Source organism: Rhizobium sp. 007 (assembly GCF_015353075.1).
Taxonomy (GTDB): Bacteria; Pseudomonadota; Alphaproteobacteria; order Rhizobiales; family Rhizobiaceae; genus Rhizobium.
The window spans coordinates 241000-253900 of record NZ_CP064191.1 but is presented as its reverse complement, the minus strand read 5'-3'; the positions used below and the strand labels follow the sequence as shown (position 1 = coordinate 253900).

At 55.7% G+C, this 12901-nt stretch carries 9 protein-coding genes and 2 pseudogenes; 6 read left to right on the top strand and 5 right to left on the bottom strand.

Features of this window, described 5'->3' with window-relative positions; genetic code table 11:
- Positions 1–382: 382 nt before the first annotated feature.
- Positions 383–595 (top strand): transposase, encoded by a 213-nt coding sequence (locus tag ISN39_RS35130; protein WP_194732497.1) that lies wholly within the window; start codon positions 383–385, stop codon positions 593–595.
- A gap of 2 nt (positions 596–597) precedes the next feature.
- Positions 598–753, top strand: a complete 156-nt coding sequence (locus ISN39_RS35125) for a hypothetical protein (RefSeq protein WP_194732496.1) — start codon at positions 598–600, stop codon at positions 751–753.
- Positions 754–1585: 832 nt separating this feature from the next.
- Here the strand turns inward: ISN39_RS35125 and ISN39_RS37490 are convergent.
- Positions 1586–1675, bottom strand: a complete 90-nt coding sequence (locus ISN39_RS37490; protein ID WP_246763624.1) for a CocE/NonD family hydrolase — start codon at positions 1673–1675, stop codon at positions 1586–1588.
- A gap of 872 nt (positions 1676–2547) precedes the next feature.
- Between ISN39_RS37490 and ISN39_RS35120 the strand changes: the two genes are divergently transcribed.
- Together ISN39_RS35120 and ISN39_RS35115 are read left to right on the top strand one after the other, a co-directional pair.
- Entirely contained in the window at positions 2548–3732 is a 1185-nt protein-coding gene (locus ISN39_RS35120) for a serine hydrolase (protein WP_194732495.1), read from the top strand.
- 248 nt (positions 3733–3980) lie between these two features.
- The gene (locus ISN39_RS35115; RefSeq protein ID WP_194732494.1) at positions 3981–5576 is read left to right on the top strand and encodes an ABC transporter substrate-binding protein; all 1596 of its coding nucleotides are present in this window, start codon (positions 3981–3983) and stop codon (positions 5574–5576) included.
- Positions 5577–5627: 51 nt separating this feature from the next.
- Here the strand turns inward: ISN39_RS35115 and ISN39_RS37485 are convergent.
- From ISN39_RS37485 to ISN39_RS38295, 4 genes and pseudogenes are all read right to left on the bottom strand, one after another.
- A pseudogene (locus ISN39_RS37485) lies at positions 5628–5767 on the bottom strand (IS256 family transposase); the annotation flags it as partial.
- A 101-nt stretch (positions 5768–5868) separates the two neighbouring features.
- A protein-coding gene (locus ISN39_RS35110) for an IS630 family transposase (protein WP_194732493.1) occupies positions 5869–6812 on the bottom strand; the annotation gives its coding sequence in 2 pieces (ribosomal slippage) (positions 5869–6476 and positions 6476–6812; 945 coding nt in all).
- Between the two features lie 595 nt (positions 6813–7407).
- Positions 7408–9012: an ABC transporter substrate-binding protein gene (locus tag ISN39_RS35105; RefSeq protein WP_194732492.1), complete on the bottom strand. Its 1605-nt coding sequence runs from the start codon at positions 9010–9012 to the stop codon at positions 7408–7410.
- 487 nt (positions 9013–9499) lie between these two features.
- Entirely contained in the window at positions 9500–9865 is a 366-nt protein-coding gene (locus ISN39_RS38295; protein ID WP_194732491.1) for a hypothetical protein, read from the bottom strand.
- 624 nt (positions 9866–10489) lie between these two features.
- Here ISN39_RS38295 and ISN39_RS35095 point away from each other — a divergent pair.
- Together ISN39_RS35095 and ISN39_RS35090 are read left to right on the top strand one after the other, a co-directional pair.
- The gene (locus tag ISN39_RS35095) at positions 10490–11326 is read left to right on the top strand and encodes a gamma-glutamyl-gamma-aminobutyrate hydrolase family protein (RefSeq protein ID WP_194732637.1); all 837 of its coding nucleotides are present in this window, start codon (positions 10490–10492) and stop codon (positions 11324–11326) included.
- Between the two features lie 521 nt (positions 11327–11847).
- Positions 11848–12234: pseudogene (locus ISN39_RS35090) on the top strand (ATP-binding protein); the annotation flags it as partial.
- Positions 12235–12901: the final 667 nt, after the last annotated feature.

Genomic DNA, 12901 nt, shown 5'->3' with positions numbered 1-12901 from the left:
CAACAACTGTTTTATTAATACTAATTTGGTTCATTTGTTTTCCGCAGGAAATTTGTTCACTTCGGTGCGCTTTATGGGTTCCCGACACGGTGCATGAAACGGTGCGCGATCTGGTGCGGGTGCGGGCCGCAGCGAGCGAAGATCTGCGCAAGAAACGCCAGCAATTGCTCTCGTTCTTGCTGCGCCATGGCCGCGTTTACTGGCCACAACAATTGGAGCTGTGCGCTTGCCCGCTGGCTGGCGTCGCAGAAGTTCTACCATCCGGCCCAGCAGGTCGTGTTCCAGGATCAGGTCGACGTGATCACCGATGCACAAAACCGGCTGGAGCGGCTGGATGCGCCGCTTGTGGTACTGCTGCCCAGCTGGTCAATGACGCCGGTGGTTGGCCGCGTATCAAGCGCTTCGCGGCGTGTCCTTCACCGTCGCCGTCACCTTCAGCGAAGTCGGCGACGTGCGTCGCTTCGACAATCCGCGAGAGTTGAGGGCCTTGCTTGGCCCTCGTGCCTTCGGAGCGGTCAACCGGCGAGACGGTCAAGCGTGGCGGCCGACGCTTGCCGGAAACCGCCGCTCGCGCCGCGTCCTGGGCGAGGCGTAGGCTTGGGAGATCGCCTGGAAGGCGCAGACGCGGCTGCGCGGCCGCTACCGGCGCCTGACGGCTGCGGGCAGAAAAAACCCATCGTCGTTGCGGCGATCGCACGCGAGATGGCGGCTTTCCTGTGGGCCATTGGTCACCAGGTCGAATCGGTCAACTGAGATGCAGCGCGCTGCTTCATCGAGGAACAGGATCCCAGCAAGCGCATCCCTGGCACCGGCGCCGCCGGATTGAAGGGCGGCCCGCGCCAGGTCTGCGGCGAAAATCGCGGGCAGCACGGAGACGGGATGTGGCCACGGGAATTCACGGCAGTATTGTGTGGCTGGTCGTAAGAGCCCAACGCCCGACTTCTAGACATGAATAGCCCAGGACGGATTACGGAAGTGCGGTAACCAACCCGCGGATAAGAGGTCGATCAGCCGTCGTCTCAAGTCCCATCCCGTCCCCGTGCTTCCGCCATCAACGGCAAATCAAACCTGCGGCAAGGACGGGGCCGAAAAGTTTATCCATCACTATTGACCACCCGCAGTTGGCGCGCTTACCGCGGATTGTTTGCTTGTGGCGGGACCGGGCGGAAAGGAAGGGCGCATTCGATACAATCTCCCCTTCGTGTGAAAAGCAACACCCCTGGTACAGATATTTTTTGCACGCGGAGCGCCTACCCCTGCATATGCTTCGTATTCGCGGGTGTTGGGCGGGCCACGGCGCTGTTGGCCCAGAACCTTGTACTGTATGGCCAAGCACGCCAGAGGCATCCCTCCATCATCCATCACAACCCGCCAGCAGCAGCCAATTCCGCCAGCGTTTCAATGGCGCCTCGCCGTCAAGCGCATGTGAGACGTTTGGATTATTATCGTACATAGCTGCGATACATATGACGTAGGCGCGAGCGTTTACGTTGCAATCCAAAACTGCAAAGCCCTGCCCGGCGAACATGTAGGCTACGCCACTACGTGCAGCCGACTCATGCCGCTCTTGGTAGGGCGCTTTACTCTATGGTGTGCGGATTAGGATTGCCGGCAACCGGCTATCCACCCCTTGCGGACGATAGATATCGGCGTAGAGACCGATCCCATCGCTCATCTGGATGCGTCCTTTTCAACATTAACCTCGTAGCGGGGCCGTGGGAAAGGAATAACGCCGCCGCCGTCGGCTTGCGCGCCTGAGGAGCATTCGGTACAGGCAGTTGCTGAGCTTGCGACGGGAACCAGATCAGTGGAAGCAGCCATCGCGAGGGCTCCCTTACCTAGCCGCCGCGCTTTGGATGAAGTTGCAGTCACGGCAAGCCGTCCTCCTAGGACAGGATGCCCCGCGCATGAACGGCAGGCCAATTGATCGACTGCTTGATAGACGCCAGACCGTGACGTCATGCTGACATACTCATCAAGCCTCACCGCGACTGTTCGCTCTTCTCGAATGTCCCTAGGCACTCTATTCACCGGATGTCGCATATTGGAGTAGTGAGTTGCAGGCTTTGCCAGAAAATGCAACGTTTGTTTTAGATTCTAGATTATGCATTTGTTCTCTTGTTGGATCGTGGAATGACGCCGGATACCCACTTGACGCCGGCGACACCGGCTTTGAGACAGGAGAGAATGTCGCGGCCAGGCCGCGATCCCCGGTAAGGACGATCAGGTAGAGGACTGCCGGTCGGGCGTGAAACTCAGCGCAGCCTGGGTTCCAATTTATGAAACGTATGGATTATCTGTTGTCATCTACAACATATGTTGCAAATCCAATGGAGCTGAGGTACAGATGCCGTTGACGCAAGTATTTAGGGTTTCGGACATTCTGACGATTCCGCAGCTCGTTAAGTCACGACGGTGCATGGCCACCGTTTAGGTGCAGTTGATTCACGACCGCGCCCGCATTGCAGTTCAAGGCATTTCCATAGCGGCAACCCGGAAATGAAAACGGCGTGTCGAGCACGCTGATGGAAAGAAGAGGAAGAAAGTATGACTGACATGCGGTTGCGCGACCGCCGTAGCCCCGGCGCACTGATCATCCCGCGAGATAGGTGGGAGTTGCCGCCCTGGAACCGCTGGACCAACCAGCATGTCCGCGAGATGACGGCAACGGCCCCGATTTGGCGGGGCGACGGTCCCGTGCAGCCGCTACCCGAGAGCCTTCAGCCACTTGGCGACATTATGATCGATTTCCGTGAAGGCAAACGATCCGTCGACGAGTTCCTTAACGAGAGCTCTACAGACGGGTTCCTCGTTTTGCATCGGGGCCGGATCATATTTGAGCGTTACATGAATGAACTCGCCCCGCACACGCAGCATCTTATCCACTCGGCGACCAAATCGTTCATAGGTACGCTCGCCGGAATTGTCGAGGATAAAGGTTTGCTCGATGTCAAAGAGCCGGTCACAGAATATCTGCCGGAACTCGCTGCAACCGCCTTCCGGGGAGCGACGGTGCAGCAGCTGCTCGACATGACTGGTGGTGTATTGTTCGACGAATCCCGGAATGAAGATTCCCACCTCCAGAAACTTTATCTCGCGAATGGCTGGCACCCGCACAACCGGCCAGACTGGCCACGCACAGTGTGGGACCTGATCCTCACGCTCAACATAGCCGCGCGGCCACACGGTGCCTCGTTCCACTATTGCAACATCACAACCACCGTACTGGGCTGTCTCTTGGAGCGGGCGTCTGGGCTATCGTTGGCGGATCTCATGAGCCAAGAAATCTGGGCGCCAATGGGCGCTGGCGAGGATGCTTATATTACTGTGGACCACGCCGGATTAGCGGCAGCGGCTGGCGGAATGTGTGCGACTCTGCGTGATTTGGGTCGGTTTGCAATGTTGTTGCTTGAGGGTGGTTCCAGGGACGGGCGTCAAATTATTCCCCATAGCTGGATAAGAGGAACACGGAGCGGCGGTGTCGAACTCTCAGGCAGCAGCAGCCAGTCACTTCCCAACGGAGCCTATCACAACCAGTGGTGGATCGAAGATACGCGTCGTGGCACTTTATGGGCGCGCGGACAGGATGGGCAGATCGTCTTTATCGACCCGGACGCTGAGTTTGTAGCCGTCAAACTTTCCTCTCTCCCAAACGACGAAAACTATACCCAACGTCGCCTTGACGAAAGGCCGGCGCTGCTTGCAATCCGCGCTGCGCTGAGCACAACCTGACACATTAAACCAGCGACTACTACGCTCCGCGCTCGCCTCTGCGATTAACAGGGTCAATGACCTCCATGCCGTGCAACTTAAAGTCTGAACGTCCTCAACTCTCGGCTCACTACAATGGTCGCGCGAAATACAGATCCTACGGATTGCAGGATGAAAACCTTGGCGAGTTTTCGAGGTTCGTACCGGAGTGCTTCGAGGCGAGGTGCTGCTAAAACTCAGTTAACTAAGTCCAAAACGGGAGGTGAATCATGAATATATCTCGGCGCGACATCATCAAGATGGGCATGGCGGCAGGAGCTGCACTATCCTTCCCGCCGATCCCGCGCGTGCATGCTGCCTCAACGGCGCCGGGTACCGTTCGCATGGCGATGCACAGTCACCTCCTTGCCTATGATCCGTACTATTCGTATTCAACTATAACTTGGGATCACGCCCTCGCAATTTATGACACCCTGTTTGGCCTTGACACCAGAATGAAACCGCAACCACAGATGGTGGGAAAGTGGGGCGTTTCCGAGGACAAGAGGATTTATACATTCGAACTGCGGGATGGCTTGGCGTGGCATGACGGCACTCCAGTCACTGCGGCTGACTGTGTCGCCTCGCTTCGCCGCTGGGGTCAGATGAAAGCGGGTGTTGGACCGCTGGTAACGGAACGAGTAAAGGATATTTCAACCAGGGACGATAAGACCTTTATTATTGAGCTCAAGGAGCCGCTGAGCTTGCTGATAGACATCTTGGCGGCCGAACGTATTTTTGTCATGCAAGAGAAGGATGCAATTCGTCCCCCAAACGAGCAGGTTACCGCGAATATTGGCTCGGGGCCTTTCAGGTTCAATCATGATCTCGCCAAGCCGGGCGCAAGCGTTACTTACGATCGCAACGAAAATTATGTGCCGCGTGCGGAGCCGCCCGATATGTATGCAGGCGGCAAGGTGGTCAACGTCGACCGCGTCATTTGGGATAACATCAGCGACCAGCAGACCGCATTTGCGGCCCTTCAGGCGGGCGAAATTGACTTCATGGAACACGCCCCTCCCGATTTTTTTTCAATGATCGATAGCGATCCCAACCTCGCGCTTCAGCCAATGGACAATGGAGACGACTTTTTGTTGCGGTTGAATTGTCTGCAGAAGCCCTTTGATAACGTTAAGGCGCGTCAGGCCATACTCCACCTCGTCGATCAGGAGGCATTCGCGTATGTTGCCATGCCCAACCCGAAGTACACAGAGCCTGTTACGTCTTTATTTGGAAATAGTTCCGTGTATTCTAACGACGAAAATACGAGCTGGTATAAAAAGGCTGGAGACCCCGAAGCGGCGAAGCGGTTACTTCAGGAAGCTGGGTACTCAGGGGAGAAGGTTGTCATCCTCCAAGCCACGAGTATTAGGGCCTTTAGTGACGTCGCGCAGTTATTGGCAACAATGCTCCGAAAAATCGGAGTAAATACAGAGCTCGCACCAAGTGATTGGAGCGGCGTGATAGCACGTACGGAAAACAAAGGTTCCGTTGATAGCGGCGGCTGGAGCATCACTATCACGTCTTCTTCGGATTTTAGCTTTCGTGATCCGATGGCCATGTCTTGGCTTGCTCCAATTGGCGAGGCGGGCTTCTCTGGCTGGGTGAAGAGCGACGAGTTTGAGGCTGTAAGGGCGAGGTGGATGGATGTAGGCAGTCTAGAGGAGCGCAAGGCACTTGCTCGGCAAATGCAGAAAATATGGTGGGACATTGCCGGCACCATTTTTCTCTGTGGAGTTGTTTCGCCGATTGTGCGTCGCAGGACACTTACGGATCTTGTCAGTACTCCAGGTCTCAGAGCACTATGGAGTATGAAGAAAGCCTAAGGCCGATTGTGTGCGTCAAGCTCTGCAAAACGGGGCGGCTCAGCTGGCTCGCTAAGCGGATTCGCGGATCGTATCCTTCTTGTGCTCCTTCAGTTCGTCCGTGTTGAAGTAACGGTGGCCTCAAGCCAGTTCTCGTGCGTCTCCACCGCCAGCGTGGTCACAGGTTCAATTCGGGAACAGAATTGGGTATTCCAGTGCTGTCGGACAGTCCGGTTTTGATCAGAGCGCTTCCCCAGCCCCTCCAAGTCGTCGCTCATGCCAGGAGGTTTCCGACAGCTAGAGCGCGTCCGCTTTAATCGGGGTCATATCCGGCTGCTGCGAAGTAGTTTGCCCATTCCTGCGGTTTGAAGAGCGTGACGATTTTCCCGACGGTGTCCCACAACGCATCAACGGAGCGCTCGGCCTTTGCCCGCAGAAGCGCTTTCAGTTTGGAAAAGGCCATTTCGATCGGGTTGAAATCAGGACTATAGGGCGGGAGATAAAGCAGCCGGCCGCCAGCAGCTTCGATGGCTTGGCGGACACCCTCTGCTTTGTGAGCAGGCAAATTGTCCATGATGACAATGTCACCCGAACTGAGTGTCGGGACGAGAACCTGCTCGATATAGGCCAGGAAGGCCACGCCGTTCATCGGGCCATCGAGTACCATCGGAGCCGTCATTCCGGAAAGCCTCAGCGCGCCTGTAAAGGTCGTGGTTTTCCAGTGGCCATGGGGAACCGCCGACCGGCAGCGTTCTCCGCACAGAGATCGCCCGCGCAGCCGCGCCATCTTCGTGGAAAGACCGGTCTCATCGATAAAAACCAGCTTGGTGGGATCGAGATCGAGCTGGCCATCAAACCAGTCCTGACGCCGGCTCAACAGGTCGTCTCGCTCCTGCTCCAATGCATGTGCGGTCTTTTTTTAAAGGTCCAGCCCCGCTTGCGAAGCCACACGTCAAGAGCACTACGGCCGATCGATACGGACCTCTCATTACCCAGGCGCAGCACCATCTCGTTGAGCGTGATGTCTCTTTCATGATCGATCAGGCCGATGATAAATGTCTCATGCTCATCAAGTCTCGAGCCGGAGCGTCGGCCTTGCTTGGCCGCAGTCAGTCGCCCCTGTCGGGCGTTGGCAATCCAGGCAATCGCAGTCGAAATTCCAATCCCAAACCGCGCCGCTGCCGAGCGGGCAGACAATCCGTCTGCAGAAGCTGCGAGAACGCGGCTGCGAAGATCATCGCTTAAAGCACGTGACATCGATACCTCCTGATTCGAAGGTAAGGAATCACGGCAAGCAACGCCTGTCACCCCAATTCCGATTCCGCGTTCAATGGACGCGCTCTAGATGACGCCATCGTTGCTGAATTTCTGCTTTGCAAATATATTCAGCAACGTGCGCTGCACGACGCTTTGTGGCCGCGTGGGCGCGGACCGCGTAAAGAGCTGATCGAAGTCAAGTCTGTCTCCAAATGAAGGAACGATCAAAGGAAAGACCCCTGCACCTGCAACGGCGTCGCCTGCCAGAGATATTTGTATAGCTCAACGACATCCGCCGAAATGGCAACAAGCGGCTGACGACGCAGTGGGCGGACACCCGTAGATGCGGCCGCATAAATCCGCCACGTAAGTCTTTGCTCTCATTCATTTCGGCCCCTCATATGGACTTGCTCCGTTTAATTCATTCTTGAATAGGATGCAACATTTGTTTTACCGCGGGATGTGCGACGTTTGGTAAGTTTGACTCGCCAGCACCACAGTCCGTGGAGGCTCCTTCTGAAGTAAAACATTCGGCCATCGCTGTCATAGCGATGGCCGAACGTCTGACTCGTGCGAGTTATACTCTTGTCGGGCGCTACGCTTTCCTGAGATTCCACATGGGAAGAATCTGCGGCATACCAATCAGGCCGGTTAGAGCTTTTCTATACGCAATAGGCTGGGAATTTTGACCAAGCCTCATATCGCCGACGAAATCCCACCATACAGTTTGCATCTGCCGAGCCAGATCCTTGCGTTGGTCAAGCGTTTCAACGTCCGCCCATTTGGCCCGCAACGCCTCATACTCATCGGATTTCGGCCAACCGTACCAGGCGTCGTCACCGCTCGCGACCAAGAAAGGCGAGCCAATGGGATTTCCAAGGGCGTAGTCTGACTGGTCCGAAATGAAGAGACTCCAGCCACCATTGTCGACTGGGCCTTTGTTAGACCGGCGCGTGGCAAGCTCACCCCAAGCCATCGAAGCAAGCTCTGCATTGACTCCAACTTTGCGTAGGGTGTCTGCTAGCAGTTGGCAGGCGCTACTTGCTGCCAATCCCAAGTCAGTCGGTTGGAGAATGAGAACCTTCTCGCCCACATATCCGGCCTCCTTGAAGAGCTGCTTGGCCTTCTCCGGATCCCCTCCCTTCTTGAACCATCCCGTATTTGCATCATTTGTGTAAAGCGTGGAATGTCCGAATATAGATGTAACGGTGCTACGGAATCTTGGATCCGGGAACAGGATATTTAGGAACGCTTCCTGGTCAATCAGATGGAGTAAGGCCTGACGGGCCTTCACATTGTTGAACGGAGGCTGCAAGAAGTTCATCCGCAGGACATTGTTCAACCCCCCTTGATTCAGGTCCCGAACCTCAAGGTTAGGATCAGCATCGATGACTGACAGAAGATCAACTGCCGGACTGTCAAGGAGATCGACCTCGCCCGCTTGAAGTGCTGCTAGAGCAGTCTGCTGGTCCGAGATGATGTTCCAAACCACGTGATCTACGTTCACGATCTTGCCGCCGGCCAATCCGTCAGAAGCTTCCTGTCGCGGTACATATTGATCGTTGCGATCATATGTAAAGCTGGCGCCGGGCCTAGCAAGGTCTTTGTTGAACTTGAAGGGGCCCGACCCAATGTTTGAGGTTACCTGCTCAGTGGCAGGGAGCTCTGCGTCTTTTTCACGCATCATGAATGGCAGTGGCGCAGTGACGTCCCCTAGAATATTGATCAGCAACGAAAGAGGTTCGTTGAGTGCTATAATGAAGGTGCGTTGATCCTTCGCAGAGATGTCTCTTGCCCGTGCCATGATCAATTTTCCACCGGGATGGACTTTTGCCCACCGGCGAAGCGATGCAACACAGTCAGCCGCAGTGACTGGAGTGCCGTCATGCCACGCCAAGCCATCCCTCAGTTCGAACGTGTAAGTCCTTTTGTCCTCGGAAACGCCCCAGTTGCCCACCATTTGTGGTTGCGGCATGAATTTCGAATCAAGGGCGAACAATGTGTCGTAGATTGCCGCGCCATGATTAGCGGTTACGCCGGATGTGGTCCAAATTGGATCATAGACCTTAAGGTTGTCCCTTACCATACGGATCGTTAGAGGTTCGGCAGCCGCTGCCTTAGAGCGCAGGACCGACGGGGTCGAGAGAGCCGCTCCGGCGGCCAGACTCACTTTGAAGAATTCGCGTCGAGAGATCGTCATGCTTCGGTTCCCTTCTTTATGTTTTGTTGCAAGTAATTAGCGTAGCTTTGTAGCCAGTCTTGCTCATGACCCGCTGTCAGTCGTCACAGCTACCATTCCATAAACGAACTTGCAACATTTGTTTTGTATCGTATTATATGCTCCAATCGTATCACCTAGCAAGATACCATCGATCGAATAGACAGTTCCTGCGCTAAGGTCTTTGCCTCGGATGTTCCCGGGTGTGTTGAGGTTGAGGTTTTTCATACAGGCTGTGATTTTTCTTCAATTCACAACCGGAGGAAGCAAACTTGATTGGTCGATCGGAAAACATTGAAGTATCCGGTATTGCCGACTTTCATGATAGGACGCCAGATTGCAGATATTCACCTATCAATCCCGCTCTGCGGAGGGCGCTAGGATCCAAGAAGGCTTTTTAGACTGCGGTCCGTGGGTCCTACCACAAGGATGTCGTGCTCGACTTCTCCCGGCCAGGCAAGCCGACGGACTACAGATACATCGGGAGGCTGGATATGCCGGCGAGAAGATCGTTATTCTCCAGCCAACCAACATCGCATCTCTTAATAATGCCGCACAGCTTGTGGCGGCCCAGTTGCGCAAGATTGGGGTCAATGCCGAGCTTGCGCCGAGCGACTGGGGTGGGCTCGTCGCGCGCCGGGCAAACAAGGGTCCCGTTGAGAAAGGCGGCTGGAGCATATTTCTCACGGACGTCGCAAACGCTGCCTTGAGCAATCCGATCAGCGAAATCTTCCTTACGGCGAATGGTGAGAAGAGCTGGTACGGCTGGCCGAAGAGTGACGAATATGAGGCGCTTCGGGCCAAATGGGAAGGTCTCGAAACGCTCGAAGAGCACAAGGCCCTCGCACGCAAGATGCAAAGGATCTGGTGGGATTTTGCGGGCGACGTGTACTTAGCCAAATTGTGTCGCCAATCGCGCGCCGGAAGATGCTCACGGGGCTCGTCGAGACGCCGCAAGGCGTTGTCGCGATGTGGAATATGCAGAAGGCCTGAGAACACTATCATACAGAACACCTCGACCATCGCAGCACGATGGTCGAGGTCCTGCTTTTCAGGTTGGTGCCGGCGATCCGGCGTCCACTGCGCAGACGATCGTTGCCACTTGGCCAAATCCTATGCCGGTTCCGTTGCATTGACTTGGCGTCCACGGGGGCCGACTTTTGATTGGGTCTGCGAAAAACAGCCATCCTACTGTTGATGCCGATTTCATGGTCAAGCCTCGCCGCGTAGCAGAAGCACTTCAATTACCTTTGACACTTTGTAGGAACTCACTTCAACCAGACCGCTTTCGATCGGCCTTGCAAAAGGTGGGCCTTTTTTCGTTGGTGGCTATTGGGGAAATCCGAAAGAGACCGCAGTGAGAGGTGCGGCCACGCCCTCGTTTCAACTAATAACACAAATGTTGCATGATTTAAATAAATGAACTAAATGAAGCAAACCCATTAGGAAGGCTAAGATGATGCGGGGCAAAGATGTACGTGACGATGTAGGCGCCACAGGTTCCACGATTGGCCGCGCACTGCCTCGTCAGCCGCTTGTTGCTATTTCGGCGGATGTCGTCGAGGTATACAAATATCTCTGGCACGCGACTCCTGTGCAGTATATCGAGGCGGCGGTTGGAGGTGCAGGGGTTTTTCCTTTGATCGTTCCTTCATTGGGAGACCGAATTGACTTCGATCAGCTCTTTGCCGCTATTGATGGACTGATTGTCACAGGCTCCGGGACGAACGTGCATCCATCGCTCTATGGCGGTGACGGGAGCCAAGCAAATGGCCCCTATGATCCTGCGAGGGATTCAACCACATTGCCGTTAATCCGCAAGGCAATTGCCGAAGGGCTCCCTGTGCTTGCGATCTGCCGCGGGCTTCAGGAATTGAATGTCGCACTCGGCGGGACACTTGCGACCGAAATTCAAGACAAGCCCGGAAACCTTGATCATCGGGAGGTGCCGAGCGATAACCGCGATGAGCGGTATGCCATCCACCAGAGCTTGACCATTGCGTCAGATAGTTGCCTTGCCAGCATCGTCGATGCAGACAATATCATTGTGAATTCTCTCCATCGCCAGGCAATTGACCGGTTAGCGGAGGAGCTTGAGGTCGAGGCGCGGGCCGAGGATGGAACTATCGAAGCGGTGTCGGTCCGGAGCGCACGCGCTTTTGCCCTTGGGGTGCAATGGCATCCCGAATACTGGATAAAAACCGACGAGCCATCCGCACGCATCTTTCGAGTCTTCGGAGATGCAGTTCGCGCCCGCGCCGCCGCAAGGCTTGGCGTAGCGCACGCCGCCGAATGAAATCGCAATGTGGACATTCAGCAACGTGCGCCATCAAGACTTCACTATGCCTGCGGCGATGTGGGTCTCGATGGCCGTAACTATCGGGTGATGGAGCCATTGCGCCGCACCTTGTAGCGCCGCGGCCCAGATTGGTGAAATTAACGCAGTAACTTCGGCCTAGGGGTCGGGATCCAGACAAGTATTTAATCTGAGGAGATGGCATGAAAGAGGCCGCGCCCGCTGAGAGAACGGATCACCGAGATGCAGGTGATGATCGAGGGACGGTCACGCTTCGAGCTTTTCGGCCTACATTATTGGGGTTCGCAAGATCTCAATAAAGGATTCATGAGTTCTGAAGCGCCGTTGCATGTCCACAGCAGCATAGGATTCGGGATCGCCACTCCCGTGCCCGCGGCCACGACCGCAGCAAATGCTATAAGACTACAGGGCGGCAGCGTCTTCGACATGTACCCCGCCGCCCTCGCTTGCGCTTGGGTTTCTGGCAGAAGTTGCGAGCACGGAACTCCGGACCTTGGCCATGTCGGGAGGATTTCTCCGTCGCATACCACCGGGTTCCCCGGCTGTTCGCCACGCTCGCGCTTGCAAGAGGTGACGGGCGATACGGCAGGATCCTCAAATCTCTCGCCAAGACCGACCTTCTCATTCTCGACGATTGGGGCCCGGAAAAACTCAACGATGATCAGCGCCGCGATCTCCTTGAGATCATCGAAGATCGCTACGAGCGTCGCTCGACGATCATAACCAGTCAGGTGCCCTTGGATCGCTGGTACGAGATCATCGCAAACCCGACCCTGGCAGATGCCATCTTGGACCGCCTCGTTCACAACGCCTATCGCATCGATCTCACTGGCGAGAGCATGCGAAAACAGCGACCACCAATACCGTCCGACACACTCCAAGCTTGACCTGAAACGAAACCCAACCCAAACATCAACGAGACCCAGGATCAGTCCGGAAAATGGCCGGCTTCAAATCGGAATGCTGGCCGGAATGAAATCGGAATGACTGGCCGGCTTCAAATCGGAATCGATGGCCGGCTTCATCGGAATACGCACCCACATGGGCTGGTGAACGTTGTCGAGCGTGTCGACGGCCGGCGGTATAAGAGCGGAGCTGACCGGTCGAGCGCACGCAGCGCGCTTTGATCACGTAATGGTGCGAGCGCAAGCTCGAACAGAGACGGATGCGGCGGGGTCTCATCCGCCTCTATCCACGGACCTCCGAAGCTAACCGCCAAATCGTGAAAGGGGTCACCTCCGCATAGCATACCTGCATGTGAAGCGAGTATTGTGCGCTTCTTTATTTGAAGGGCGGAAAAACGCTGTAGGTTTTTCAACACAGCATTCTCAATCGGGAGGCGTCTCCGTTTCCCTCCGGTGACGCCTTCGCCGGATGGTTTCGCGTCTCCGGCTTGAACCACTACCCATCATCGGCGGTGATCATAATCCATGGCGACGGTTACCGGCTTCGCGAAAAGGGCCGATCCGGCCTTCTGCAGAAGGCCGAAGCGGCGCGCGAGGATCACGAAACTACGAATCGAGAAGATGATCGCTCTTCGTTTCGGCCTAAGTG